Source organism: Streptomyces sp. BHT-5-2, assembly GCF_019774615.1.
Classification (GTDB): Bacteria; Actinomycetota; Actinomycetes; order Streptomycetales; family Streptomycetaceae; genus Streptomyces.
Genome location: NZ_CP081497.1, coordinates 1,451,487 through 1,477,870 on the forward strand (window position 1 = coordinate 1,451,487; position 26,384 = coordinate 1,477,870).

At 68.2% G+C, this 26,384-nt stretch carries 25 protein-coding genes; 11 read left to right on the forward strand and 14 right to left on the reverse strand.

Translation table 11 applies throughout. The features are described 5' to 3' along the window. Positions 1-51: 51 nt before the first annotated feature. The 3 genes from K2224_RS34350 to eccE all read right to left on the reverse strand — a co-directional run bounded on the left by K2224_RS34350 (position 52) and on the right by eccE (position 5,075). The gene (locus K2224_RS34350) at positions 52-2,697 is read right to left on the reverse strand and encodes an SCO5717 family growth-regulating ATPase (RefSeq protein WP_221911043.1); all 2,646 of its coding nucleotides are present in this window, start codon (positions 2,695-2,697) and stop codon (positions 52-54) included. A 309-nt stretch (positions 2,698-3,006) separates the two neighbouring features. Further along, positions 3,007-3,849, reverse strand: a complete 843-nt coding sequence (locus tag K2224_RS34355; RefSeq protein WP_221911044.1) for a hypothetical protein — start codon at positions 3,847-3,849, stop codon at positions 3,007-3,009. Next, positions 3,849-5,075, reverse strand: coding sequence for a type VII secretion protein EccE (gene eccE, locus K2224_RS34360; protein ID WP_221911045.1), 1,227 nt, complete (start codon positions 5,073-5,075; stop codon positions 3,849-3,851). The genes K2224_RS34355 and eccE overlap by 1 nt, the downstream gene beginning before the upstream one ends. Before the next feature lie 332 nt (positions 5,076-5,407). Here eccE and K2224_RS34365 point away from each other — a divergent pair, with 332 nt between their 5' ends. The 7 genes from K2224_RS34365 to K2224_RS34395 all read left to right on the forward strand — a co-directional run bounded on the left by K2224_RS34365 (position 5,408) and on the right by K2224_RS34395 (position 13,035). Continuing rightward, positions 5,408-7,075 carry a type VII secretion protein EccB gene (locus K2224_RS34365; RefSeq protein WP_221911046.1) on the forward strand — a complete coding sequence of 556 codons (1,668 nt, stop codon included), beginning with the start codon at positions 5,408-5,410 and terminating at the stop codon, positions 7,073-7,075. 344 nt (positions 7,076-7,419) lie between these two features. Next, positions 7,420-7,740, forward strand: coding sequence for a WXG100 family type VII secretion target (locus tag K2224_RS34370; protein ID WP_221911047.1), 321 nt, complete (start codon positions 7,420-7,422; stop codon positions 7,738-7,740). A 128-nt stretch (positions 7,741-7,868) separates the two neighbouring features. Next, positions 7,869-8,159 carry a WXG100 family type VII secretion target gene (locus K2224_RS34375; protein WP_221911048.1) on the forward strand — a complete coding sequence of 97 codons (291 nt, stop codon included), beginning with the start codon at positions 7,869-7,871 and terminating at the stop codon, positions 8,157-8,159. Between the two features lie 282 nt (positions 8,160-8,441). After that, the gene (gene mycP / locus K2224_RS34380; protein WP_260693649.1) at positions 8,442-9,719 is read left to right on the forward strand and encodes a type VII secretion-associated serine protease mycosin; all 1,278 of its coding nucleotides are present in this window, start codon (positions 8,442-8,444) and stop codon (positions 9,717-9,719) included. Next, a complete protein-coding gene (locus tag K2224_RS34385; RefSeq protein ID WP_221911050.1) occupies positions 9,712-10,038 on the forward strand; it encodes a hypothetical protein in 327 nt (108 codons plus the stop codon). Before mycP ends, K2224_RS34385 begins: the two co-directional genes overlap by 8 nt. Before the next feature lie 63 nt (positions 10,039-10,101). Beyond that, complete coding sequence (locus tag K2224_RS34390) at positions 10,102-11,634, forward strand: WXG100 family type VII secretion target (protein WP_221911051.1); 1,533 nt, start codon at positions 10,102-10,104, stop codon at positions 11,632-11,634. An 87-nt stretch (positions 11,635-11,721) separates the two neighbouring features. Next, on the forward strand, positions 11,722-13,035 hold the full coding sequence (locus K2224_RS34395; RefSeq protein ID WP_221911052.1) for a S8 family serine peptidase: 1,314 nt from the start codon (positions 11,722-11,724) through the stop codon (positions 13,033-13,035). 131 nt (positions 13,036-13,166) lie between these two features. Here K2224_RS34395 and K2224_RS34400 read toward each other — a convergent pair whose 3' ends face one another. Continuing rightward, entirely contained in the window at positions 13,167-13,379 is a 213-nt protein-coding gene (locus K2224_RS34400; RefSeq protein ID WP_221911053.1) for a DUF397 domain-containing protein, read from the reverse strand. Beyond that, the gene (locus K2224_RS34405) at positions 13,376-14,224 is read right to left on the reverse strand and encodes a helix-turn-helix transcriptional regulator (RefSeq protein WP_221911054.1); all 849 of its coding nucleotides are present in this window, start codon (positions 14,222-14,224) and stop codon (positions 13,376-13,378) included. The genes K2224_RS34400 and K2224_RS34405 overlap by 4 nt, the downstream gene beginning before the upstream one ends. Before the next feature lie 624 nt (positions 14,225-14,848). On the opposite strand from K2224_RS34405, the gene K2224_RS34410 reads away from it, so the two are divergent. Then, on the forward strand, positions 14,849-15,619 hold the full coding sequence (locus K2224_RS34410; protein WP_221911055.1) for a hypothetical protein: 771 nt from the start codon (positions 14,849-14,851) through the stop codon (positions 15,617-15,619). Positions 15,620-15,700: 81 nt separating this feature from the next. Here the strand turns inward: K2224_RS34410 and K2224_RS34415 are convergent, their stop codons facing one another. Together K2224_RS34415 and K2224_RS34420 are read right to left on the reverse strand one after the other, a co-directional pair. Then, on the reverse strand, positions 15,701-15,913 hold the full coding sequence (locus K2224_RS34415) for a DUF397 domain-containing protein (RefSeq protein ID WP_221911056.1): 213 nt from the start codon (positions 15,911-15,913) through the stop codon (positions 15,701-15,703). After that, positions 15,910-16,758 (reverse strand): helix-turn-helix transcriptional regulator, encoded by an 849-nt coding sequence (locus K2224_RS34420; RefSeq protein ID WP_221912128.1) that lies wholly within the window; start codon positions 16,756-16,758, stop codon positions 15,910-15,912. The genes K2224_RS34415 and K2224_RS34420 overlap by 4 nt, the downstream gene beginning before the upstream one ends. 123 nt (positions 16,759-16,881) lie before the next feature. Between K2224_RS34420 and K2224_RS34425 the strand changes: the two genes are divergently transcribed. After that, positions 16,882-17,433, forward strand: coding sequence for an ATP-binding protein (locus K2224_RS34425; RefSeq protein ID WP_221911057.1), 552 nt, complete (start codon positions 16,882-16,884; stop codon positions 17,431-17,433). Between the two features lie 128 nt (positions 17,434-17,561). Here K2224_RS34425 and K2224_RS34430 read toward each other — a convergent pair whose 3' ends face one another. From K2224_RS34430 to K2224_RS34450, 5 genes are all read right to left on the reverse strand, one after another. Further along, a complete protein-coding gene (locus K2224_RS34430) occupies positions 17,562-18,203 on the reverse strand; it encodes a hypothetical protein (RefSeq protein ID WP_221911058.1) in 642 nt (213 codons plus the stop codon). After that, a complete protein-coding gene (locus tag K2224_RS34435) occupies positions 18,200-19,798 on the reverse strand; it encodes an alpha/beta hydrolase (RefSeq protein WP_221911059.1) in 1,599 nt (532 codons plus the stop codon). Before K2224_RS34435 ends, K2224_RS34430 begins: the two co-directional genes overlap by 4 nt. Positions 19,799-19,801: 3 nt before the next feature. Continuing rightward, the gene (locus K2224_RS34440; RefSeq protein WP_221911060.1) at positions 19,802-20,119 is read right to left on the reverse strand and encodes a hypothetical protein; all 318 of its coding nucleotides are present in this window, start codon (positions 20,117-20,119) and stop codon (positions 19,802-19,804) included. Positions 20,120-20,473: 354 nt separating this feature from the next. After that, positions 20,474-21,481 carry a PE-PGRS family protein gene (locus K2224_RS34445; RefSeq protein ID WP_221911061.1) on the reverse strand — a complete coding sequence of 336 codons (1,008 nt, stop codon included), beginning with the start codon at positions 21,479-21,481 and terminating at the stop codon, positions 20,474-20,476. A gap of 80 nt (positions 21,482-21,561) precedes the next feature. After that, complete coding sequence (locus K2224_RS34450) at positions 21,562-21,891, reverse strand: hypothetical protein (protein ID WP_260693650.1); 330 nt, start codon at positions 21,889-21,891, stop codon at positions 21,562-21,564. 286 nt (positions 21,892-22,177) lie between these two features. On the opposite strand from K2224_RS34450, the gene K2224_RS41095 reads away from it, so the two are divergent. Beyond that, the gene (locus tag K2224_RS41095) at positions 22,178-22,579 is read left to right on the forward strand and encodes a hypothetical protein (protein WP_260693651.1); all 402 of its coding nucleotides are present in this window, start codon (positions 22,178-22,180) and stop codon (positions 22,577-22,579) included. Between the two features lie 190 nt (positions 22,580-22,769). Here K2224_RS41095 and K2224_RS34460 read toward each other — a convergent pair whose 3' ends face one another. Both K2224_RS34460 and K2224_RS34465 read right to left on the reverse strand, forming a co-directional pair. Further along, positions 22,770-24,173, reverse strand: coding sequence for a WXG100 family type VII secretion target (locus K2224_RS34460; protein ID WP_221911062.1), 1,404 nt, complete (start codon positions 24,171-24,173; stop codon positions 22,770-22,772). Positions 24,174-24,562: 389 nt separating this feature from the next. Next, complete coding sequence (locus K2224_RS34465) at positions 24,563-24,877, reverse strand: type VII secretion target (RefSeq protein WP_221911063.1); 315 nt, start codon at positions 24,875-24,877, stop codon at positions 24,563-24,565. A 143-nt stretch (positions 24,878-25,020) separates the two neighbouring features. Here K2224_RS34465 and K2224_RS34470 point away from each other — a divergent pair, with 143 nt between their 5' ends. Beyond that, positions 25,021-26,331 carry a C2 family cysteine protease gene (locus K2224_RS34470; RefSeq protein WP_260693652.1) on the forward strand — a complete coding sequence of 437 codons (1,311 nt, stop codon included), beginning with the start codon at positions 25,021-25,023 and terminating at the stop codon, positions 26,329-26,331. Positions 26,332-26,384 lie beyond the last annotated feature (53 nt).

A 26,384-nucleotide genomic window follows, 5' to 3' on the forward strand; every position in this document is an offset into this window, starting at 1 on the left:
GGCCCCGCCCCTTCGTTCATGTCCGCTCACGCCGGGCGGACGCCTCGCCGCTCACTGCGGTGGCGGCTGCTGCTGCGTCCAGCCGCCCTGCTCCGGCAACGGCGCGTCCGGAGCGGGCTGTTGCTGCCAGCCGGCCGGGGGCTGCCCGGTGGGCTGCTGGCCCCAGCCGCCCTGCTGCGGCGGGTAGCCGGCCGGCGGCTGGCCCTGCTGCGGCGCCTGCTGCGCGTACTGCTGCTGGGCGTACGGGTCCTGCTGTGCGTAGGGATCCTGCTGGGCGTACGGGTCGCCGGCCATCGGCTGCTGGCCCATCTGCCCCTGTGCGTACATCCCCTGGGCCTGCTGCTGGCGGGCGAAGTCCTCGGCGACCAGGGCGGAGAGGTTGAAGTACGCCTCGCGGGTCTTCGGCCGCATCATGTCGAGGTCGACCTCGGCACCGGCGGCGAGGTGCTCGTCGAACGGCACCACGACGACACCGCGGCAACGGGTCTCGAAGTGCGACACGATGTCGTCGATCTTGATCATCTTGCCGGTCTCGCGGACCCCGGAGATGACCGTGATGCCGCGCTGGACCAGGTCGGCGTAGCCGTGTGCGGAGAGCCAGTCCAGGGTGGTGCTGGCGCTGCTGGCACCGTCCACGGACGGGGTGGAGATGATGATCAACTGGTCGGCGAGATCGAGGACGCCGCGCATCGCGCTGTAGAGCAGACCCGTACCCGAGTCGGTGAGGATGACCGGGTACTGCTTGCCGAGGATGTCGATCGCGCGCCGGTAGTCCTCGTCGTTGAACGTCGTGGAGACGGCCGGGTCGACGTCGTTGGCGAGGATCTCCAGGCCCGAGGGGGCCTGCGAGGTGAACCGGCGGATGTCCATGTAGCTGTGCAGGTGCGGGATGGCCTGCACCAGGTCGCGGATGGTCGCCCCGGTCTCGCGGCGCACCCGGCGGCCGAGCGTGCCGGCGTCGGGGTTGGCGTCGATCGCCAGGATCTTGTCCTGCCGCTCGGAGGCCAGGGTGGCGCCCAGCGCGGTGGTCGTCGTGGTCTTGCCGACGCCGCCCTTGAGGCTGATCACCGCGATGCGGTAGCAGGACAGCACCGGCGTGCGGATCAGCTCCAGCTTGCGCTGGCGCTCCTCCAGCTCCTTCTTGGCGCCCAGCTTGAACTTGGACGGCTGGGCGTTGGCACCCGGCTTGCGCTTCTTGGGCTGGTTGCGCAGCAGACGGTCGGAGGTCAGCTCGACCGCGGCGCTGTAGCCGAGCGGCGCACCGGGGGTGGCCCGCTGCGGCTGCTGCTGGCCGGGCTGGGAGTACTGGGCGTAGTTGGCCGCCGCGTTGGGGTCGCCGAACTGCTGGGCGGGGGGCTGCTGGGCTTGCTGCGCCTGCTGGGGGTAACCGTGCTGGGGCTGCTGCTGCGGCACCTGCTGCTGTGGTGCCTGCTGGGGGTAGCCCTGCTGCGGATAGCCGTAAGCGGGCTGCTGCGGCTGGGCGTTGGGCTGCGGCTGGGCCTGCTGCGGCGGCTGCTGACCCGGCTGCGGCTGCTGGGGATAGCCGTACGCGGGCTGCGGATAGCCGTAGCCGCCCTGCTGCGGCGCCTGGGCGGCCTGCTGCGGGTAGCCGCCCTGCTGGGGCTGCTGCGGCTGCTGGGGCTGCGGTGCCTGCTGGGGATACGCCTGCGGCTGCTGCTGGGCGTGCGGTTGGGCCTGCGGCTGCGCCTGTTGCGGCTGGGGCTGCGCCTGGTGGGGCGTCGCCGGCGGCTGCTGGCCGGGCTGCGGCTGCGCCATCCGCGGATCGGCGGGCTGGAACTCCGGCGGCAGCGGCGGCAGTCCGCCCTGCGCCGGGGCGCCCTGGCCGGGCACGCCCTGCTGCCCGGCGTCCGCGCCGCCCCACGGCGCGCCCTGCTGGGGAACGCCGTGCGGCGCCTGCTGCGGCGCCGCCTGCTGCTGCGGCGGCATGCCCTGCGGGGCGACGCCCTGCGGCGGCACACCCTGGGCGGGCGCACCCTGCGGCTGGGGCTGCGGCTGCTGGCCCTGGGCGGGCTGCGCGACGGGCTGTACGACAGGCTGGGCGGCCGCTGCGGCGGCTGCCGCGCCCGCGGTGGCGGCGTCCGGCCCGGGAGCCGGCGCGGGCTGTCCCTCGGGCGCCTGGGCGCCCTCGGCGGGGGCTACGGGCGCGGGCTCCGGCTGCGGGGCCGCGGCGGACTGCGGTTCGGGCGCGGCGGCGGGCGGCGCGTCGTCCTCGTCGTCGTCCCAGAGGGAGGCCGAGGGGTCCGGCCCGGTGCCCGCGCGGACGTTGCCGCCGTCCTCGGGGCCGGCGGCCGGGGCGGCGTCACCGGAGGCGGTGGGGGCGGTGGGGGCGGTGGGAGCCGACGGGCCGTCGGCCGCGGGGGCCGGCGCGTCGCCGCTCGCGTCCTGCGGGCGCAGCGTCGGGAAACCGGGAGGCGCGGTCGGACCGGGCGCACCCTGCTGCGGAACGGGGGCCGGGGCACCCTGCGCGGGCAGCGGCTGACCGGTCGGCGGCGGACCCGCGGTCGGGTCGCCGGCGGGCGGCGTGGCGATGGGGACACCGGCGCCGCCACTGGTGTCATTGCTGCTGTACCAGGCGGGAGCCGCAAAATCGATCTTGAACTCACCGGTCAGGTCGAACTCCGACTGGTCGTCGTCAGGTTCGTTCCCGTCCGGGCGGAAAGCCTCCTGGTCTTTCACTGTGCCTCCTGGTCTACTGCAACGCACCTGAACGGCAGGACCGGATACAGGCGGATCGATCGGATGTCACGGAAGTCGGAGCACGCCATCCGGGGTTGCGCCACCACTGCGGTAAGTCTCCATCCCCGTATCGACTGCCGTCGTGCACTGTCGTGCCGTGCTCCTGCGGCTCTCCCTACAGCCTAATCAACAGTCGGCTCATAACGGCAGTCGATGCCATGTGGTCTTCGGCCCCGGCGGGCACGGCTACGGGCGCACCCCGTGGATGCGCCCGTGGTCCGTGCCCCGGCAAGTGGCCGGCGGGAGTGGTCAGTCCATACGGCGCGGGCCGCCCAGCAGGTTGGTCTCCGCGTCGGTCGGCTGGGTCATCACGAACTGGTGGCCGCCGTCCCGCCGGCACCACAGCATGGCGTTGTCGCTCAGCGTCGGCAGCACCGCGCCGACGTTCTCCGGCAGCCGCATGATCCGCGTCACAACCTCCGCCTCCTCGGGCGAGAGTCGCTGCAGACCGACCAGGTCCGCCCGGCCGAGCATCTGCGGCGAGCGCGGGCCGAGGAACGGCAGCACCGTCAGCACGGTCTGCCAGGGGCTCGGCGCGAGCTGGTTGCGCGGGGGGCGCGCGCCCATGTCGCGGACGACCAGAACAGGGCTGGAAACCGACGGTCCCTGCGGCGCGATCTGGCGCACGTCGAAGACCGAGACGCACTGCTGACCGCCGCCGGCGGCCTGCGCCATCTGACCCCAGGCCGGCGGCCGGGCGGTCTCCACCGCGACCCGGGCACCGGTGGCGACCGTGCGCAGCGCCAGGACCTGCGCCATCCACATGCTGCCGACCAGCGCGATCTCCATCGGCGCGGGGCGCAGCAGGCTGAGCACGGCGGGCTGGTTCTGCGGGTCTATGCCGACGATGACACCGTCGTCGCCGACCGGCAGGGTGAGCTCGGCGAGCGACTCGGCCGTCAGGACGTGCGGGTTGCGCCGCGGGCCGCGCAGCCCGAAACCGGGCCGTGCCTTCGGCCCCGTCGGCCCGGACTGCTCCTCGTCCGGGCGCGGCTGGTGCGAGACCCGGCCGCCGGCGACGCCGTTGTTCGTCGGGGTGCGCCAGCCGTCGCTGCTGACGGTGACACGGGGCTGATACGTGGGAGTGCCCATCAGCGGGTACCTCCGAGGGGAAGCGTGGCCAGCAGGCCGGGCAGCTGCTCGCGGTCGAGCCGGACCAGCCCGACCTTCGCGGAGCCGGAGCGGCGCTCCAACTCGTCCTGCGCGGCGGTGAGTTCGTTGTCGCTACGGGTCGACAGGCGGACGTAGCCGGAGATGGCCGGCAGCCGTCCGCTGCCGTGCGTCGCGGTCAGCGCGAAGGTGCTGGCCATCGCCCGGGTGTTGGTCAGCAGCTGGGTGACGGCGGCCAACGGGGCGCCGCCGCGGCCGAGTTGGGGCCACCGGCCGATCCAGTAGGTGGTGTGCCAGCGGTCGTCGCAGCGCATCGCGCGGGTGGTCTCCTGGGTGCGGCGGGCACCCCGGCCGTCCCGGCCCATCGCGCCGTTCGCGGCCCGCGGGCTGACGCACACCGCGGTGCCGACCGCGGCCACCACCTCGCGCTCGTCGAGCACCTTGGCACGCACGCCGAGCGCGGTGAGGCGGCTGACGAGCTGGTCGGCGGCGCGCAGCAGGGAGCGCTGGGCGCCGCCCATGCCGCCGCCGCGGGCCTCGATGGCCTCCGCGCACAGCTCCGGGTCGAGCTTCAGCGCGATCCAGGTCAGCTGGATCGCCGGGGTCTGCGACTGGGCCTGGAGCGGCGCGTAGGAGCGGGCCGCGACGGCCTGTTCGGGCAGGTGCGGCGCCGGGGCGGGCTGGGTGTACTGGACGAACTGCACCGACTCCAGGTGGATGTCCTCGACGTCCAGCGCGGTGTGCAGCATCTCCAGCGGGACCATGTGGCGGCCGCGCGCCGGCCGCAGCGGCTCGTCCCGGGCGTCCACCTGGACGATCGCGGTCAGGAACGTGCCGTCGCCGACGAAGCCGACGGTGCGCTGCTCGTTGTCGGTGTACTCGTGGGTGCGCAGCGCCGGGTCGCACTCCACCACGGGGGCGAAGGCCGGGTCCACGCCCTGGGTGGCGGAAAGGCTCTCGCCCGCGGCCTTGTTGCGGCGGTTCATCGCGCGCACGGTGGTGATCCACTCGGGCAGCGGGATCCTCCGGCGCCGGCCGAGGGCGAAGACGACCAGGACGACCGCCACCACCGCGGCCACGCTCAGCGCCACCGGGTTCCGCGCCGACAGGCCCACCAGCACGAGAGCCGCGGCGATTTCGATGAGCGCCAGTTGCTGGACGCGGACGCCGCCGATGGTGCCCGCCTGCTGGCGGAGCCGGGGCGACACCGGCCCGGCCGCGGTTCGGCCGCCATTTCCTCTATTGCCGGGAGCTGTACCGTTTTGGCCCCCGTTTCCCGCGTTCTGCGGTGCAGCGGAAGGCTGTTGCTGCTGTTGCCGCCCGTTGCGGCGTCGAGCCCTGGTGGCGCTGGACATCCCCCGGCCTGCTCCTCTACTGGTGGTGGTGTCTCTAGGCGAATCGGCCGCCGTTGAGACTGGTGCGTTGGAAGGTGGCACCCGTACGGTACGGCTCGATCGATACACGGCATAGTAGAGGGCGCTACGGCGTGAGTGCCGGGGGCGGTCGATGTGGATCCGACAGGCGGGGAGAGAAAGCAACAATGGCATCACGTCGGGACGAGCTGAGTGCGTATTCTTTTGCTCGAAAGCGCACGAATGCGGCATTTCTGAAGCCGCTGCCGAACGGCTCGATCGAAAGCGCGCCCAAGCCGCTGAAAGCGGTGGTGCCCAGCGTGGTGATGGGGGTGCTGGTCACTGTGGTGTTCGGAGCCGTGGGTGTTTTCCTGCCGGCCGCCCCACAGGGATGGGACACCCCCGGGGTAAATGTCCTCGTCGGGGACCAATCCACCACGCGCTACGTCGTCCTGCCAAGTAAGGACGCAAGCGGGCAAAAGCAGAAGCTGCTGTACCCCGTCCTGAATCTGGCCTCGGCCAAACTCCTTCTCGACCCCAAGAAGTTCCAGGTGGTCAAGGTCAAGGAATCCGAGCTGGACGGGAAGCTGGCCCACGGCCCGGCCATCGGGATTCCGTACGCCCCGGACCGGCTGCCCACCGCGTCCACGGTCGACAAGCCGAAGACCTGGGCGGTGTGCGACCGCCCCGGCAGCGGCGAGAACAGCAAGACCCAGCAGGCCGTCTTCGTCCTCGACGGCAAGGACAAGAACGACATCGGCAACACCAAGAAGGGCAAGCTCGACCTCCACCAGGCCCTCTACGTCCAGGACCCGGACGGGGTGCAGTGGCTGGTGGACAGCAACGGGTACGCCTTCCAGATGATCGCCGACCTGAATCAGGGCGTGCGCGAGGCCCAGGTCGGCATGAAGCACACCGACGTCGAGGCCGACCGCTCCCTGCGGCGGATCATCTTCGGCCAGGCGGAACCGCAGCAGGTGTCCGCCGAGTTCATGAACACACTGATCAAGAGCCCGTGGCCGATCGGCATGCCGCACGTGGACGCCGCGGGCAGGCCGGCCCCCTTCCCCGAGCTCCCGGCCGCGGCGCAGAAGGTCGGTACGATCCTCCAGGACGGCGACGGCAACAAGTACGTGGTCCTCCTCACCGGCGTCGCGAAGGTCAGCAACTTCGTGGCCAAACTCCTGGAGCAGGGCGACAACGCCGAGGTGGTGAACGGCAAGAACAGCGGCAAGGCGCTGACGCCGATCAACATCTCCACCGGCAACATCCGCCACCCCGTGCTGGACAGCACCAACCACCCGTACACCTTCTACGGCAAGGTCGCGGGCACGGATCTGGACAACCCGTGGCCCAAGGAGGTCGTCTCCGCGGCCAACGACTTCTCGCACGGCTCCCAGACCAGCGGCCTGGGCGCGGCCACCCAGGGCGGCGTCTCGTGCAGCGTCTACAAGGGCACCACCACCAAGTTCCCGGGCGTCGACAAGCTCGGTTACCCCAACGGCCTCCCGGACATGGGCACTTGGGTCGGCAAGGACTACCCGGCCAAGATCGCTCCGGGCGCCACCACCTACGTCACCCCCGGCAGCGGTCTGCTGTACCAGCAGGTCGCCAACCCGAAGGCGAACTCCGGAAGCCTCTTCCTGGTCACCGACACCGGCCTGCGCTACTCGGTCCCGCGGAACAACGACTCCGCCGACAAGGCCGGCAACGACAAGCAGGAGCAGGACCAGGCGCAGGTCCACCTCGGCTACGGTGACGCCCGCCCGCCGCTCATGCTGGAGGCGTGGTCCAAGCTGCTCTCCGCGGGGCCGGCCCTGGACGTCCAGAGCGCACGTAAGCCGCAGGCGTCCTGACCCGGCGGCGGGACGTTCCGCACGGCACTTCCCGCACGGTTCCCGCAGGGCACCTTCCGCACGGTGTGAGGCGGCGCCGACCCCGCTCCGGGGCCGGCGCCGCCGCACCGCGCCGACCCACCCGCCGCGCCCGATACCACACCATCTGCCGGATTCCGGCGAACCTCGTTCTCCCGCCGCCCAGTTGACATTGTTGTGATCCCGTCACAAGACCCCTCCCCCCTGTTGGGAACACCCGTGTGGAGTGGGTAATGTGGCAGGAGGCGTCAGCAGGAGATGCCATCCGCGCAAGCCCTCGCCGGCGCCGCGCGGCCGTCGTACGAGTCTCATGGGGGACCTTGACCATGGCTGGTCAGTTCACAACCACGCACGAGGAGATGGTGGCGTTCAGCCACAACATCGACTCGGTCAACCAGGCGATCCGCGGTGAGATCCAGCGTCTCCAGACGGTCGTCGACAACATCACCTCCGGGTGGAAGGGCCAGGCGGCCTCCTCGTACCACCAGCTGCAGTCGCAGGTGAACGAGGACGCCAACCGGATCAACCAGCTCCTGAGCGAGATCAAGGAAGCGATCGACCAGACCACTGGCAACTACACTGCCTCCGAAGAGGAGCAGGCCAGCTCGATCTCGCACGTCACCGCCCAGGCTTCGCCGTTCGGATGATGGGGCCGCGCCGCTGATCCGGCGCACTCGCCCACCCGCCGCGGTCCGGCCAGCCGGCTGTTTCCGGTCCCGGCCCCCACGGCACGTGAATTCAGCCAGACATCATCGACCCCCCTTGAGGAGACATCATGGGCGGCCAGATCCTCGTCAATTTCCAGACGATCAGCCAGGCGAGCCAGGACGTACGTGGCACCGCCAACAACATCCGTCAGCAGCTGGACGACCTCGAGTCGGGCGTCAAGAAGATCGCCGCGAGCTGGGAAGGTGCCGCGCAGGAGGGCTACCAGGCCCGCCAGCGCGAGTGGGACCAGCGCGCCGCGCACCTGCAGCAGACGCTTGAGGCCATCGCCAAGGCCCTGGACACCGCGGCTCAGAACTACCAGAGCACCGAGTCCAAGAACGCCAGCATCTGGCAGTAGCCGACCTCGCATCATGCGGGTACGGAAGGCATACGGCTGAGCAGCCCCCACGGCTCGCACAGTGGTGATTGAGGGCGAGCGCGCTGCACCAGTGCGCTCGCCCTTCTGCCGTGCGGGTGGGGGTGCGATCACGGGCGACGGTCGGACGCCGGCTCCCCGCTTCCTCACTCCTTCCTCACCCACCTTCACCAAAACCTCCACCGCCGTACCCCGTACCTTGCTGTACTCGCTGTACCGCTCCGTACCTCGTTCCGTCCCTTCCTCATGGAGAGCAGACAACCCGTGGGATCTCGCGCCATTGGTCAACGAGCCGTGCACCGCCGCCGGGCGACGGGCGCCCTGGTCACGGCGGCCTGCATCGTCGGCCTGTCGACCGTCACCGCCGCGCCCGCGGTCGCGGACAGCAACGTGCCGTTGCAGAGCGGTGAGTGCAAGTTCGGCGCCGACGACATCAAAGAGACCCCCTGGTCCCTCCAGCGCCTGCTCACCAACCAGATGTGGGCCAGCGGCAAGGGCGAGGGCATCAGGGTCGCTGTCATCGACACGGGCATCGACGCCGGCAACAAGCAGCTCCAGGACGCCATCGAGGGCCCCGGCAAGCCGTACGTCGGCGGCAATCCGACCCAGGACAAGGTCGGCCACGGCACCAAGGTCGCCGGCATCATCGCGGCCCGGCCGAACTCGACGTCCGGCTTCTACGGCCTCGCCCCCAAGGCCAAGGTCCTTCCGTTCCAGCAGACCAGCGACGAGAAGGCCGGCACCGCCGACACCCTCGCCAAGGCCATCAACGACGCGGTCGCGGCCAAGGTCGACCTCATCAACATCTCGCAGGGCACCAACGCCGGCAGGGGCCAGCTGGGGCCGCTGGAGCAGGCGGTGAAGAACGCCCAGCAGAATGGCGTCCTGATCGTCGCCGCGGCCGGCAACAGCGGTGGCAACGGCCAGGAGCAGAACATCTACCCGGCCGCGTACAGCCAGACCTACGACAACGTCCTGGCCGTCGCCGCCTCCGACCGCAACAACGAGCGCGCCTCGTTCTCCCAGCCCGGCAAGTTCGTCGACATCGCCGCACCCGGCGTCGACATGGTCTCCACCGTCCCGCTCGGCGGCAACTGCGTCGACCAGGGCACCAGCTTCGCCGCCCCGTACGCCGCCGGCGCCGCCGCCCTCCTGATCGCCAAGCACAAGGACGACAAGGTCAAGTGGGGCCCGCGCGAGATCATCTGGCACCTTGAGCAGACCGCCGAGCGGGTCCGCAGGGGCCGCGACGACTACATCGGCTGGGGCGTGATCGACCCGGTCGCCGCACTCAAGGACGACACCCGGCCGACCGCCGCACCCACGCCGGACAAGCCCTCCAGCGTGGCCGAGGGCTCCAACATCCTGCCGGTCGTCGCCACCCTCGGCGAAACCACCGAGGAACGACGCGGCCGCATCTCCATCTACATCGTCGGCGGCGGCCTTCTTGCCGTCGGCGCGGTCGTGGGCTCCTCGATCGCCCTGCGCGACTGGCGCCGCAAGAATGGTTTGACATCACACGGGGAGGCCAAGCATGGCTGATCAATATCGGGTGGATCTGAGTGCTCTTGAAGACACCATCAGGAAGCTGAACGGCATCCTGAGGGACCTCGGGAGCGCCCACTCCGACGCCCGGTACAAGACTTCGCTGTCGTCGAATGCTCTGGGGACCAGCGTTGGGGCGCACGAGTTCAAAGAAGCGAACACGCTGAACCAAGCCCACACGCAAATGAAGAACGCCATCGAGTCCATCGTTGAGCATCTCCATGAGGTCACGAACGAGTTCGGCACCAAGACGAAGAAGGTGCACGGCAACTACCAGAACCAGGAAGCCGATACCGCCGCGAACATGGCCAACTGACATGGGACCCGGTAGGGATGAGCTGAAGGTCAGCGTGGAGAGCAGTAGAGGGGGAAACAGATAATGGGCGATGGCGCGAAATACGACTACGACTACACTGCGGCGAATCAGTGCTTCAACGCCAAGCACGAGTCGGACTTCGCCTCGATGGACATGGACACCATGAAGGCGATGGTGAAGGCGTCCAACCCGGGCGAGGTCCACAGCGTGGCGCAGGGCTGGTCGAGTGTGCACAACCAGCTGGTCGGTGGCAGCGGCGGAGGCATCAAGGGCGCTTTTGACGCCGCGGTGAACGAAGTGCTCCAGAGCTGGCACGGCGCCGCTGCGGAGAAGTTCAAGGCCCAGGCGCAGATCATCAGCAAGAAGATCGGCGACGGGGCGTCCTACGCCGACTACACCTCCCGGGCGATGAAGAACGCCGCCAGCATCCTCGAACATCTCAAGCCTGAGATCGAGTCGATGGAGAAGCCCAGCGGGTTCAGCAGTGCCATGAAGTATGTCGAGGACGGCGGCCACGACGACTCCGGCTTGAAGAGCGACCTGAAGAGCGGCATGAGCACGCAGGACGCCCTGGACAGGAACTCCGACAGCTTGTCTGCGGGCAAAGTGCAGCAGTTGCACATGGCTGTGAAGATGGAGCAGCTGGGGGCGGCTTATGTGTCGCAGGCTAGGTCTATGGGGACGTGGAACTCCAAGCTCCGCTCAGTTAGCGACCATGAAGACTACCCGGGATCGCCCGATGGCGGCCCGCCGCCCCCCATCCCGATGCCGATGCCGTCTGGATCACCGGCACCCCGCCAGGTAGGTCGCCCCTCGATCTCAGGGATGGGCCAGGGACCTGGTGGCTCCTCCCGAGGAGTCAAGGCGCCTACATTGCCGACGACACCTAACACGCCTGGCATCAGCGGCGGCGTCGGAGCTCCTGCGCCTGGCAAGGGTTCGCTCGGGCCCAAGGTGAACACGGGACTTGAGAGCTTCACGCCTCCGAGCGGAGGTGGAGGCGGCGGTGGCGCTACCGGCATCGGTGGTGGCGCCGGCGGGCTCGGCGGTGGTGTGCACGGCGGAGGCGGCATCGGCGGTGGCGCTGGTGGCGGATCTCTGGGCGGTGGCGGGATTGGCGGCGGTGCTGGTGGCTTGATCGGCGGTGGCGGCAGCAAGGGCGCCAGTGCTGGAATCAAGGGCGGCGGCGCCGGTGCCGGCGGTGCCGGTGCTGGCGCGGCTGGTCGCGGTGCCGGGCGTCCCGGCATGCCCGGAATGGGCGGTGCTGCGGGGGCCAAGGGCGGCGCCAAGGGCGCTGGTGGCGCCGGGCGCGGTGCACCTCTGGCCCGCCAGAAGGGCGGCATCATCGGCGGCGGCAGCGGTAAGTCTGGTGCCGCTGGGCAGGGCGGCTCCGGCCTGCACCGTAGCCGCGGTGGCGCACAAGCCGGTGCTGGCACCGGAGGTCGTCGTCCTGCCGGTATGGCGGGAGCGCCCGGGGCGCACGGCGCCAAGGGCAAGGACAACAAGGGCCAGGGCGGCGAGCGCCCTGACTACCTGGTGGAGGACGAGGAGACCTGGACGCCGGAGCGGAACATTGCTCCGAAGGTAATCGAGTAGCAAGCTGTCGTTGGCAATTCGGCAGTAACAAGACGGGGCCCGATGCGCGTAGCTGAGGGCCCCATCCTGTTGAGAGAGGTGTACGGCATGAGCTTCACGCGGACGCTGCGTGCGGTCGGCGGCGCGGTTGTGGCGGGAGCGTTGCTCTTCGGCACCGCGCCGGTTGCTTCGGCAGACCAGATCAGAGACGCACAGTGGCCTTTGAAGGCATTCAAGGCTGATGAGGTCTGGAAGATTGCTACAGGGAAGGGTGTAACCGTTGCGGTCATCGACAACGGGGTTCAGTCTCAACACCCGGACCTGAAGGGCAATGTCCTCCCAGGCAAGAGCTTTGAGGACGGAGGATCTGCGGAACCAAAGGATGGCGACACTCACGGCACGTCGATGGCCGCTAATATCGCTGGCCACGGGCACGGGCCGGGAGGTGAATCCGGCGTCAAGGGGCTAGCGCCGGACGCCAAGATCTTGCCACTGCGTGATGACGGCGGGAGGCCAGACGGCCTGGCCTCATCTATTCGCTACGCAGTAGATAAAGGCGCTTCGGTCATCAACATCTCGATGACAGGAAAATCCAGTCCTGGAGAGAGTGAAGCCATCTCTTACGCCGTGAAGCACAATGTGCTGGTTTTTGCGGGAGCTGGTAACGATGGTAAGGGGGGGGCTGACGCCATCCAATACCCTGCTCACTACCCCGGGGTCGTGGCAGTTGGCGGGGTCCAAAACCTTGGTGGCGGTGAAATCTGGTCAGGATCCAACTATGGTCCGCAGGTGATGTTGACGGGACCTGCTGTTGATATCGTGTCTGCCGGTGACAGCGGTACTTCCAAGTATCAAAAGGACACCGGGACATCGGATGCCACCTCCTTTGCGTCAGCTACTGCGGCGCTCCTTCGAGAGAAGTTCCCTGATCTGTCCGCTGGACAGATCCTCAACCGCATGGTCAAGTCCGCCGGTCTTCCTCCCTCCGCCCAGGGCATCCAACTCCCCGACCAGCACTACGGCTACGGCTTCATCAAGCCGCTTGCGGCACTCACGCGTGACATTCCTGCAGGTCCGAAGAACGGGCCGTTGAAGATGCCGACGGACCAGGCGTCGTCGGGCGGGAATCAGGCGAACTCGGCGGGGAGCAGCGGAAGCGACCCTGCATCGCAGCCCGTGAAGAAGAAGGGGTGGACTCCGGCCTTCACTGCGATGGTGGCTGGGGCCGGGCTCTTCGTCGTCGTTGTCATCGTCCTCATCGTGGTGCTGGTGCGAAAGAAGAGCCGTCGCAACGGTCCGCCGCCTGGGGGTCCCGGTGGCTTCGGTGGTCCTGGTGGCCCGGGGGGCTTTGCGCCCTACCCGCAGGCCCCGCCCCAGCAGCCCGGCGCGCCCGGTTCCTACCCGCCGCCGCCCGGCCGCTAGGGCTCTGCCGTAGGGCGAACGAGCCGAGAAGTAGACGAATTTGATTGGGGTCCGCAGCCTTCGGGCTGCGGACCCCAATGTGTTTGAGGCGTCCCACCCCGCGCCTCAGAGGGGCGGAGCCCCCGCGTTCGTCAGGATGTCTGGGCTATAGCGAAGCCGATGAATTCGGCCCAGGCGCCGGGGGACGCAGTCAGCGCGCACCGTGTGATGTCTTTCGAGTCGCGGATGTGCACAGTGGTGGCGACGGATGCGATCTCGATGCACTCGCCACCCGAGCCAGTGCTGTAGCTGCTCTTGAACCAGGCCGACTCGGGCACGGTCGGCGCGGTCGCTTCGATGTTCATGCTTCTCCCAGCAACTTCTCGACAAAGGCCAGTGATTCGCGCGGGGTGAGCGCCTGAGCCCTGAGGATCCCGTACTGTTCCTCGATCTCCCGGACCACTTTCCGCTCGGTGTGCAGGCGGCTGTCCTTGTACACCTCCACGTAGGCGATCCTCCGCCCATCGTGCGTCTCGATCAAGGTGAAGGGGCCGTCCAGCCCTGCGTGTTCTTCCCGCTCGGTCGGCATCACTTGGATCTCGACGTTGCGACGCTGACCGTGCAGCAGGATCTGTTCCAACTGTCCACGCATAACCGGCCATCCACCGAGAGGGCGCCGCAGCACTGCCTCTTCGATGACGAAACTGATGGTGGGCATCGGCCTCCGGGTAAAGATCTTCTGGCGGTCCAATCGGCCCGCCGTCCGCTCTTCGACTGTCTCCTCGTCCAGCAAGGGCCGCCACATGGTGAAGCTCGCCCGCGCGTACTCAGGCGTCTGAAGGAGGCCCGGCACTGCCTTCGTCGCGAACACATGCAACTCGACCGCCTTCGCCTCCAACCGCGCCGCATCGCGGAAGAACGCCGGATATCGGGCCCGCGCCACCTCCTCCTTCAGCTCGACGAGGACGCCGTGCGCTCCCAGAACCCCGTCGGCCTGGTCGATGAACTCGGGTGGCGGGATGCGCCGCCCTTGCTCGTAGGAGGCGATGGTGGAGGGGGAGTAGCCGGTCCGGGCGCCGAGCTCGGTGCGTTCCATGCCTGCCCATTCCCGTAGGCGTTTGAGCTGGCGTCCGAAGACTTTCAGGATGCCCGACTCGGGTTCGTGCTCCGTCTGCTGTTCGTCGTCCGCCGTCTGGCCGCCGTCGTCCATGTCCAGTTGCCTTTCCGGGTCTGACACCCGCCTCGTACCCGCGCTTTCCGCGTGCGTACAACGCACCGTGGTCGGCGCATCACTCCTCGTCAAAGGTATGTCGGTGACGGGAGGGTTGGGGCCATGAACAGCACAGTGCGCTCTTCCGGGGTACTTTCCCGGATCCGCGAAACCCAGGCCGGAATCGGCGAGTTGGCGATGCCTTTCACTTCCACACCGCGCGGAGCTCGGCTGGCCCGCCGGCTGACGTGGCTCTGCCTGGACGAGTGGGGGTATCCCTACGGCAGCGAGACCAACGATTCCGTTACGGCCGGCGCCGGTGAACTTGCCGCGAATGCCGTACGGCACGGGCACGTTCCCGGGCGGGACCTCTCGCTCCGCCTGAGGTTCTGCGCGGCAGCGGGGTGCCGGGTATGCCCGGCGGTATCGGCGTAGGTGCTGGTGCTGGCGGGCGTGCCTGCGGCACGGGCGCCGAGGGGTGCGGGCGCTTGTGCTGGCCGGGTTGGAATGCCGGGAATGGCCGGCCCCGCCGACCCGCCGAGTGCGGCGCCGATACACGTACATTCTTTCGAGGTACGTATCATGAGCTCTGCTTCAAAACATCAACACGCAACAACGGGGATCATGTTGAAGACTCGTACACGCGTCGTCCGCCACGTCACGTTCGCTGTGACCTGCGCGGCCGCGATCACTTCCTTGGCGGCCTGCGGCCCGGACAACGCTGGAGGGTCGACCGGTAACGCGTCTGCCCCCGGGAGCAGTTCCGCGCCCGGTGCCTCAACCGGCAGCCAGGCCAAGCCGAACGGCATCGAGAAGCAGTCCGCCAAGGAGATCTACGACAAGGCAAGGCAGGCGAACGCCGATGCCGGTGCCTTCCGGGAGCAGGGGACCAGCTCCAAGCAGAAGACTGACATCAAGCTTTCCGCTACCGAATGCGTCGGCAAGGTCGACAGGTTGCAGCAGGGCTCGTTCGAGGTCATCCGCAAGGGCAGCGACATCTGGGGCAAGGTGGACGCTCGATTTGCCGCGGGGATGCAGGCGCACGGCGCCACGATCCCGTCTGGCAAGTGGCTGCACGGCACGCCCGCCAACCCGCTGATGAGGGCCCTGGGCACCTACTGCCACCAAGAACAGTTCACCAAGCCCGACAAGGCATCTGATGACCTCACCGTAGGCAAGAGCACCACTGTGAACGGTGTGCCGGTCGTCTCGGTGGGCCGGAAAGTCGGAGACAAGGGCGTCACCTACTACGTCGCGACCACCGGCAAGCCGAACCTCGTCAAGCGCGAGGTGGCGGGGCGGGACGACCTGCCGACCATCAACTACTCCGACTTCGGAAAGCCCGTCGGCGCCAGCGCCCCCACGGGAGAGGTCGTCGAGGCTCCCAGCCACTGATTCCATCAGGACTGGCGGGTTGAGCCGGTCGCCGGGTGCTCTGCCCTCGTACTGAAGAGGGCAGAGCACCCGCTCGGTCCGTCAGGATGTCTGCGCTATGGCGAAGTCGACGAATGTGGCCCAGGCGTCGGGGGACGCAGTCAGCGCGCACCGCGTGATGTCTTTCGAGTCGCGGATGTGCACAGCGGAGGCGTTGGTTGCGACCTCGACGCATTCACCGCCTTCTTCGCTGCTGTAGCTGCTCTTGACCCATGCCAGCTGGTACGGGCTTTGCGTGGTCGTGTCGACGTTCATGTCGCTACCAGCACCTTCTCGATATAGGTCAGTGATTCCCTGGGCGTGAGGGCCTGAGCGCGAAGGACCCCGTACTTGTTCTCAAGAGCCCGGACCGCATCCCGGTCTGTGCGAAGGCGGCTCACGTTCTGCACTTCCACGTAGGCGATCCTGCGCCCATCCTTGGTCTCGATCAAGGTGAAGGGACCGGCCAGCCCTGAGTTCTCTTCTCGGCTTAGTGGCATGACCTGGATCTCGACAGTCTTCTTCTGGCCGATGAGCAGGATCTGTTCCAACTGGCCGCGGAGTACGTCCCGTCCTCCGATAGGGCGCAGCAGTACGGACTCGTCGATCACAAAGCTGAACAGGGGCGTCGGACGGCAGACGGAGATCTCCTGCCGCGCAAGACGTCCTGCCACACGCCCTTCGAGGATCCCCTCATCCAGGGGCGGCCGCATCATCCCGAACACCGCCCGCGCGTACTCCTCCGTCTGCAACAACCCGGGCACGGCCTGCGTCGCGTACACATGCAACTCGACTGCCTTGGCCTCCAGTCGTGCCGCGTCACGGAAGAATGCCGGGTATTGGGCCTTGGCCACCTCCTCCTTCAGCTCGATGAGGACGCCGTGTGCGCCCAGGACGCCGTCGGCCTGGTCGATGAACTCGGGTGGCGGGATGCGCCGCCCTTGCTCGTAGGAGGCGATGGTGGAGGGGGAGTAGCCGGTCCTGGCGCCGAGTTCGGTGCGTTCCATGTCCGCCCATTCCCGTAGGCGCTTGAGTTGGCGTCCGAAGACTTTCAGGATGCCCGACTCGGGTTCGTGCTCCGCCTGCTGTTCGTCGTCCGCCGTCCGGCCGCCGTCGTCCATGTCCAGTTGCCTTTCCGGGTCTGACACCCGCCTCGTACCCGCGCTTTCCGCGTGCGTACAACGCACGGTGGTCGGCACATCACTCCTCGTCAAAGGTGCGTCGGTGACGGGAGGGTTGGGGCCATGAACAGCACAGTCCGCTCTTCCGAGGCGTCTTCCGGAATCTGCGAAACCCCCGCGGAAATCGGTGAGTTCGCGATGCGTTTCACCTCCACGCGGCGCGGCGCCCGGCTGGCCCGCCGGCTGGCGTCGCACCGTCTCGACGAGTGGGGGTATCCCTACGAGACCGAGATCAATGAGTCCGTCAGTGCCGTCGTTGGTGAACTCGCGGCCAACGCCGTACGGCACGGGCATGTGCCAGGACGGGATTTCGCACTCCGTCTGACGGTTTCCGTGGCGGCGGCCGAAACCAGGGCCCTCCGCTTCCGTGTCGAGGTGTCCGATACGCGGAGCGAGAGGTTGCCCATGGTCGCCCTGGGTGGTGGAGCCGGTGCGGCGGTGGATGGAGGCGGCGGGCTCGTTGAGAGTGGGCGTGGCCTGCTGATCGTTGCGTGTATTGCGGACAGTTGGGGCGTCGTGCCGCGGCAGAGCGGGCCGGGGAAGACCGTGTGGGCGGAGTACGCCGCGACGGCTGTGGGAGCGGCGGCGGGGACGGTTGGCGGCAGGCCGGCGTGATTCTGCCATGTGCCCCTCTGGCCGCGCGGGTTGGCCAGAGGGGCAAGGTGTGAGTCATTCCGGAGTGTCGCCCGCGCCGAACCCCGACCGCGCTCCCCGGCCAGGCCGGGGCGTGTCGGCTGGGGCGGTCAGCCGAAGGGATTGCCGTCAGGGTGCGAAGGCCGGGTGGGCGCCATCAGTGCGAGGCGAGGGTCCTTCGGCGTGACGGGGATGGCATCAGGTGCGGGGGCCGAGATCTGTTCCTGCTTCACACCGGGAGGAAGGAAGCAGGGAGTGGTCACGGAGAAGACGAGCTGGGTGGGTGGCATGTAACTCTGCACCGTGACGAAGAGGTTGTCCTTGCCGCCCTTGGCGTCCATCAGGGCCCACGGGTTCTTCGTCCTGTCCTCCCGATAGCCGCTGATCTTGTAGCCCTCAGCTTCCAGCTTCTTGCGCATGGCGCGGATCGCCCTGCCGTGCTCGGGCTCAGGAAGCGTGGCCCGTACTGCGTAGGTCAGATCGAAGCGGCCATCGGTGGCGCTCTCGCCCCCCTTGCCAAAGCAGTTGCGAAACTCCTTGTCGACGGTTTTGTCGTCCGCCTTCAGACCATACTCACCGGCCATCGAGTCGACCAGGCTCCGGACCAGATGTTCGGCTTGCCCCCGGCTCTTCACCGGGAGCGGGTCGTTCTTTCCGCCGTCGTACATACATCCTCCTGATGCGAGCAGGGCCAGCAGGGCGAATCCGAGCATTCCGATGCGACCGGTCCGCTTGGGACTGCGCGGGGTCATGAGTGGTAATCACCTTCCGATGGATCCTGGCCGGCGATGATCCGTCCCTGATTGGCCAGGCTCTTGCTGCCTTTGTCCCAGTAGTCGCCGTGACCTTCGGTGTCCACTTCGAAGACCTTGCCGCCGAATTCCTTCTCCATCGGGTCCTCGCCCAAGGTCAGTCCCGACAGGTGGTTGGAGACGATGTCGTCCTTGCCGCCGCCGGCCCACACGTGGTCGGGGTTGATGTTCAGGTCCTTGGCGTGCTCCACGGTCATGCCCGGGCTCCCGACGACGACGATGTCGTCGGCGTCGAGGCCGCCGCCATGGGAGGCGCCGGCACCCACCACCGTCGAACCGTAGCTGTGCCCGAGCACGGTCATGTGCGCACGGTCTCCCTCATGGGTCTGGCGCAGGCCGTGTGTGAAGCTCCGTAGATCGCCGCCGGCCGGGTCAGCGCGGCCCGTGGTGAACATGCTGTTGTCGCCCTCGGGGGCGTCATACCCGAGCCAGGAGATGACCGCAGTGTCCTTGGCACCGTTGTTGGCAGCCGCGTTCTGAAGCCTGTCCACACGGTCGATCTGCTCACCGAGGTTGCCCAAGTCGTTGTCGGTGCCAGGAACCTGGATGGCCACGTTGCGGGCGGTCTCCGGATTCCCTTGCGAGACGACTGCCCGTCCGTCGCCTTTCGCGTCTATGCCGAGTACGTAGAGCCGTTTGTGGTCGTCGCCGGTGCCGTCGGCCTTGTCGAGTGCATCCTGCAGTTGTTGCAGCCCGTCGAAGTTCCGCTGGTCATGGATGCCCAGCTCCCCCCGCTGCTTCTTCATCTCGTACTCCGCGAGCTGGAGGTCCACCACCTTGCGGTTTGCCTCGTCACGGTCGGTGCTGGGGATGCCGTCGAGCCAGCCGATCTTCTCGGGGTAGGCGTCGAGGTATTCCTGCCGCTGCTGCTCGGTGAGGCTCGACCACCACTTGGCGTTTTCCTTCGGGTCCTTCTTCGAAGGAATGGAGTCCTCGCTGAGGTGGGCAAACTCCGCGGCCTTGCGGGCGCCTTCCTCGGCCTTGGACGCGCCGTAGTCCTTGTCAAGGTTGAAGGCGTCGATCTGCTGAAGGAGCTGCATCCCTTCCCAGGAAGCGCCGCTGGCCTCGTCGAGGCAGGCCTGGATGTCGTTCCGGTAGGCCTCCAGCTTGGCGACGCGCAGTTGATGCTCCTGCTGCGCGTCCTCGTCTGCGTTGCCGGTGGGGCAGGACGGTCTGCTGTCCGTCACATTGCCGTGGTCGTCGACGGTGTACCCGTCGAGTTCCGTCGTGCGCACACACCGGCGCAAATCCTCTTGGGCTTCCTTCATCTTGGAGTGAACGGTGTCCAAGACGGTGGCGATGGAGGTGACGTCGGACTGTGCGGTGCCGAGCTGGTTCTCGCTCGCCTCCATCTGCAGGAAGGCGTTGCCGGCGTCCGCTCCCTGCCATCCGCTGGCGTGCAGCGGGCCCGTCACCTTGTGCCGGTGCCGGACCTGAGCCTCCTCCAAGGTCTTGGCCAACTTCTGCCAGGAATTGACGGAGGCTTCCAGATCGGAGAAATCCTGCTTGAGGAGTTCCTTGAAGTTCTCGGGCACCGGTCACCGCGCCCGAAACGACTGAGCCGTGAGCTCTTCGTTGTACTCGTGACCGTCGGCGGTGCGCCGCAGACGGGACGCCGCACTTTTGGGGTCGCCGCCACCTATTCGCTTGCTCAGCTCATCCAGTGCCATACCCCAGTCGTGGGCGACACGCTCCATGTCCGGGCCGATGGGCCAAGACTTCAGCGCCGTTCCGGCCGCCTCGATATCACGCTTGGCCGTCGCGATCGGTTGCTGGAGATCCTGACTGATGGCGTCGGCGGCAGCTGCCGCCGACCTCAATTCCTCGGGTGCGACCGAGATACTGCCGTTGGACACGGTCTTTCATTCCCCCTGGCTGTTCAGTACTGTGAACGGTCGCATGCGAGTATGACAGCACGGCCGGGGGACTAGTCGCAGGGCAGGTGGATTCCGGCTCGAAACCACTGCCTATTGGCGTGTGCGTGAGCAGCTCAGGAACAGGGCAACCAATGGCCGACTGGGTTTCCCCGAGCACTACTTCTGCGGGCAGCGCGCTCCTGGAGGCGGCTATGCCGTTGTTCCATCGAAGAAGGTCACAGGCAATGCGGCAGGGCCGCTGCGGGACCGGGGCGGTCGGGATGCGGCGGCCCTGGGATGAGGCCGGGTGGGGACGGGCCGGCCGGCTGGCCGGGCGGCCGGAGCGGTCGGCGGTCAGCCGAAGACGTCCTGGATGCTGCCCTTCACGCCGCCCTTGACGGCGTCCGTGGCGCTCTGGTGGCGGGTGGCGGCGCCGCCGGTGTGCTGGTCGGTGTGTTTCTGGGCTTCGTCCAGGCCGCGGTCGGTGAGGTCGTCCCTGGCGTGGTCGATGTACGTCTTGGGGTTGGTGAGGTCGTCGGCGCTTTCTTTGACGCCGTCGACGTATTCCTCGGCCTTCTTCTTGCCGATGTCGGCGGTTTCGCCCAGGCGGATGCCGTCGCGTTCGCCGAAGTGGGCTTCGATGCCCTGCTGTGCGACGTTCTGCGCCATTTCCTTTCCGGCGTCCTTGGCCTTCGCCTTGGCCGCGTCGACGACCTTTTCCTTGACGGTGTCCTTGACCGTTTCCTTGATCTGCTGCTTGGCGTAGTCCGTGACGACCTTGCGGCCTTCCTTGGAAACGGCCTTCTTCGCAAGCTTCTTGATGGCGTCCATGGTGGCGTGCTCCATGGCCTTGGTCGCCGCCTGCATCACCTCGTGTTTGATCTTTTCGAGGATCTCGCGGACGATCAGGCGGGTCGCCTGGGTGGCGCCGGCCGCGGCGAGTTCGGACGTACCGAAAGTGAAGGGCGCGGCGGCCTGGGCCGCGATGATCTCGGCGGCCAGCATGACGAGTTGGGCGATGACCGCGATTTTTCCGGCGAGTACGGCGACGGCTGCGGCGTCGAAGGCCAGGGCGATGGCCTCGGCCGCGGCGACGGCGTCACGGAAGTAGTTGTCCCCGGTGCCGCCGCTGCCGTCGTAGGCGCCCCATTCCTGCTGGAAGTTCTCGACGGCTTCACCGGAGTTGGCGGAGAGGACCGCATCGGCTGCCGAAGAGCCCTGGCCGTGTACCTCGCTCACCGATTCGGCGAAAGCGCGCCAGGCCCGGGCGCATTCGTGGAGTTTGTCCTCGTCGGCGTCCGGCCAGTTGTAGCCGAGGAGGCCCAGGACCCAGCTGACCTCGCTTGGCAGCGTCAGTGACACAGTGCTCGTCCCCTGTGTGGTGGTAGGCGAATGCCGGCGGAAGGGAGATGCGGGAAGGGAGTGTGGCCGACGGGTGTGCGTCAGGTGGCCGGACGGCCGACCGCGCCGATGGTGTGGACGCTCTGCTCGTCGGACTCGGTGTACGAACGCGCCATTTCCCGGAGCTTGTCGCCGACGCCTTCCAGGCGCTCGCCCAGGGAATCCATCGACGTGAACATTCCGTCCCGGACGGGGGAGTAGATCGTGTCGAAGACGTCGCCGAAATCGCAGTCCTTCCAAGGGTCGCCGATACCCTTGAGGTTGTCCTGCAGTTTCTTCGACGCCTTGCTGAGATCGCTGCCGATGTGGACGAATGCGTTTCCCTGCGTCCGCAGTACATCCGGAGCTACGTCGAATGCCTTGCCCGCCACGATGTGTCCCTGTTTCCGCGGTGCGCACGCACCATGATCATTACGCGTCGTTACGCCTGCCGAACCCACGGTAGGCGAACCGTGCGCAAGCATGTCAGGAAGAGCGGCGTGCTCACCACCCGGCAGTGGGCCCACGTCAACAACGCGGAGACTCCGGAGAATTGGCCTGCTGGGGATGGGGTGAAAGCGGTGGAATTCGGATGATGGCGGGGCGGGGACTCGGCGTGCGCAGGGGTCGGTTGATGTGTGAAGTGAGCCCATAGATCATCCCGTAGCATTTCCGCTCATGGATGCAGCTGAAAACGATCAGGGAAATGGCCCCTCTGATCAGCCTGATCGGTCCGGTGCGCCCCTTCTCGACCTTGACCCCGACCTCGATTCCGAGGGCCTCGATTCCGGCGACCTCGGATCCGAGCGCGAGGACGGGCGCATGGGGCTGACGCCGCGTCAGGCGCGCCGGGTACGGGTCGTGCTGGCCTCGGTGATGATGGCGCTGGTGGCGGTGCTGCTCGTGGTGCGGCTGGCCACCCGCGGATCGGTGCTGGTGGTCGGGGTGTACGGGGCCGCGCTCATACTCTGCGGAATCGTCATCGAACTCAGCCGGCACGGGCGCACCCGACTGGGCACCTGGCTGCTGGGGGTGGGGCTGGCGGCCGCGATCGTCTCGGACTGGCTGCTGCTGCCCTGAGAGATGAGGGTCCGGGTCGCCGTTCCGCCCTGACGGGCAACGGAGTTGATCAACCCTGCTCTTCCCTGGTCTTCTCCGGTCTTCCCTGGACTCCGCGGGTCTTCCCTGATCTCCGAACGCGCCGAGGGGGCACCGTGGATGCCCACGGTGCCCCCTCGGTCGTCGACCGCCGCGCGACGGCCGTTACGTCCTACCCGAAGGGCGTATCGATCTTGGACCGGTCGACGCGGTAGGGCTTCGGGTCGTCCGCGAGGCCCGTGTCGTGCAGGATCTCCTGCTTGACGGCCTCCTTGTTGGTGTCGCTCGTCAGCCCCTCCTTGGCGGCTTCCCAGGCCGACTTGCCCGCCGCCTTCCCCATGCCCTTCGCGCTGCCGTCCTCGGCGAACTGCATGGGGTCGTCGTCATCGATGCCGAGGGCGGACTTGACCCCCGACTGGACGCCGTCCTGGACCTTGCCGGTGATGTAGTCGTCGGCCTTCTTGACGCCCTTCGCCACCAGGCCCTTGCCCTGCTCGAACTCGCGGACCCCCTCGACGGCCTTCTCGACCTTCTTGATGCTGCCGAGGGCGTTCTTGGCGGTCCTGATGTTCTTGACCGCCTTGATGGCGGAGCCGAGCTCCTTGAGGGCCTTGAGCAGCTCCTCCAGCTTGGTGGCGAGCTCCTCGGACACCTTGGCGACGCGGGAGACGAAGGCCGCGATCTCCGCCGCGTCGATCAGCGCGTCCGCGATCAGGCCGATGCCCGCCGTCAGGACGGCGATCACGGCCTCGGCGGCGAGGGAGGCGATCAACGCCTCGATCGCCTCGCTGATGATCTCGATGATCATGCCCTCGGCCTGGGCGCACTCCTGCGCGGCCGAGTTGATGATCTTCGCGGTCTGGGCCATGCCCTCGGCGGTGGAGTCGAGGGCCTCGACCACCTCGCCCATGTGGCCGCTGAAGCTGCTGGATGCCTGCCCCTCCCACTGCTGGGAAAGGGGGTTGGCCTGGGTCCTGAGCTCCTCGGCCACCAACTGCACGGCCTTGGCCTGGTTCTGCCAGGCGTCGGCGGCGCCGTTCAGCTGGGCGAGGTCTCCGGTGACCTTCTCCAGCATCTTCAGCATGCCGGACTTCTCAAGGGCGAACTCGACGGCCTCGTCCAGCATGCCGCCCAGTCCGCCCCGGGAGGGATGCGTCGCCTCGGGGAGCGAAGGCATGGGCTCCGGGTTGGGCTTCCGGATCCACCCGTACGCGTCCCCGGCCGGCACGAGGCCGGTCGTCGCGCCCGGGTACCCGCCCGCCGACCCGCCCGGGGTCCCGTACACGCCGCCGAGGCCGCCGGGCGGGACGCGGGCGGGCATGGTGGACCACTGGCCGGACCCGGGCGCGGGCGCTCCGGTATTCCTGTCGTCGAGGCCGTTGTAGCCTCCGGAGTCGCCCTCGCCGCCTGCACCGACACCGACTTCGCTGCCGGGGCCCTGGCCGCCGGGCATTCCGGGCTGCTCGCCGCCGGAGCCCGTTTCGCCGCCGCCTTGGCCGCCGCTTTCGCCGCCGGCTCCCTTGTCCTCCCCGGTGCCGAAGAGCTTGTCCGTGGCCCAGTCGGAGCCCTTGTCCACGAACTTCTGGCCCGCCTGGTGGAGGGTGTCCTTCCACCCCGAGGCCGCCCCGCCGTCGCCGCCGTCACCGCCGTTGTCGGGCTGGGGGTGCGGCTCAGGCTGGGGGTGCGGGTTCGGCTGCGGCTGCGGGTGCGGCTCAGGCTGAGGGTGGGGGTTCGGCTGGGGTTGGGGGTGCGGGTTCGGCTGCGGCTGGGGGTGCGGGTTCGGCTCCGGGGTCGGCTGAGGGTGCGGATTCGGCTGCGGCTGCGGCTGCGGCTGGGGATGCGGCTGCGGGTTCGGCTGCGGCTGGGGGTGCGGTTGCGGGCTCGGCTGGGGGTGCGGCGTGGGCGGGCTCGGGTGGTGGTTACCGCCCGACGGGCTGTGCGGCCTGGACGAGTGGGATCCCCTGCTCACTGGCCACCCCCGAAGGATGCGCTGACCTCACGGTCGTGCTCGGCGTAGTTCTGCGACGTGGACGTGAGCCCCTCTGCGGTACTCGTCAGGGCTTCCACGAGGTCGCTGAGATTCTTCCGATTCGCCTCGGCGTGCTCGGAGTACATCGACGCCAGGTTCTGGGCGTTCGGCAGGTGGCCGAACGCGTCGGACGAGATGCGGATGGCAGAAACCGCGGATTGGATCTGTCCGAGTTGCCCCACCTGGTCGCGGACCGATGACGCGTAATTTCCGATTGCTTCGGGATCAACCCGAAACCCGGAGTCCCCCATGTCAGGTACCCTTCATAAGCGAACGTGAGCCTCACATCGTACTGATGGCTCAGTCAGGTAGGACACCAGGGTGCGACGCCGACCACACTATCTGCACGAGCTGCTTCTGTTGGGCGGTTGAGCAGGAGTACGGGGGAGGATCCGTGGGATACGGCCGTAACAACTGGCGCCAAGTGGCGGGCTTCGCGGCCGACTTCATTCCGGGCGGCCAGGCGGTGCTCGGCGCGGTCGACCTGGTGCGCGACGTCAATGACAGCGTCGGGCGGAGCCGGCTGAACTACACCAAGGGCGGCCACCCGCTGGTCGAACTCCCCTGGCAGCCGCCCGGCCCGCCGCCGGACCCGCAGCGGGCCGATGCCGTCGGCGCGCAGGCGTGGAACATGCTGTTCGCCGACGAGACCCGCTACGGCGCGCGGTCGCTGTTGGACCAGGTGGCCGGCATCCTGGCCCCGCTGCCGCCGACCGAGCTGGACATGGTGGTCCGCCGCTGGGGGCAGCAGGGCCTGGAACGCTGGGACTCCCTCACCCACGTCGAGGACGAGCACGGCGAGCCCGCCTACGACTGGCGGCGGCAGAAGGAGCTCTTCGGCTGGCTGCTGCGCACGGTGAGCCCGTACGGGGCGATGCTGGTCGGCACCTGGATGGGGTGCAGCCAGCCCGACTACGACCCCGAGTGCGCATGCGGGGACCACGGCTGGGTGCTGCCCGAGGGGCCGTTCGCGCAGGTCGACGGCGCCTACTTCACCCAGAACTGGCAGCGGGTCTCGGCTTCGACCGAGGCGATCGCCTGGCAGGACATGGAGCAGGGCCTGTTCGGGGACTGCTGGCTGCTCACCAGCGCGCAGAGCGTGCTCCAGGCCAACCCGCAGCACGCCGCGCGGCACTTCCGGCAGGAGGCCAACGGCACGGTCACCGTCACCTTCTACAACGAGGGCAGCCCGATCGACATCACCGTCGTGGCCGACCTGCCGTACGGCCATGGTCGTCTCTATTCCGCCACGGGCCACACCGAGGACGCCCGTTACGCGGAGACCTGGCCGGGCTACTTCGAGAAGGCCGCCGCCCAGTTCCACGGCCACTACTGCGAGATCGCCCACGGCGGGCCCCCTTCCGTCGCGCTCTCCCTGCTCACCGGACGAGTGGGGCAGAAGCTCGACCTCAGCTCTCCATGGCTCATCCAGGAGATCGCCAACCGGAAGTCGCACGGCCAGGCACTCGTCGCCACCACGGCCGTCGCCGCCGGTGCCGACCCAGGCGACGCCACGGCGATCGCGGGCGGCCGTCTGGTCCAGAACCACGCCTACTTCGTCAAGGACGCGGACCCGGCCGGCGGCCGGATCTGCCTGGGCAACCCGTGGGGCGACCAGGCCACCCGGAAACAGTGGGAGTGCTGGCTGACGCTCCAGGAGGTGGGTTCCTACCTGGTGCAGATCGACGCCGTCGACACCCGGTGACGGGTACGTCAGCCAGTTTCGGGCTCACTCCCGGGCCCTGCCGCTCAGCGGCA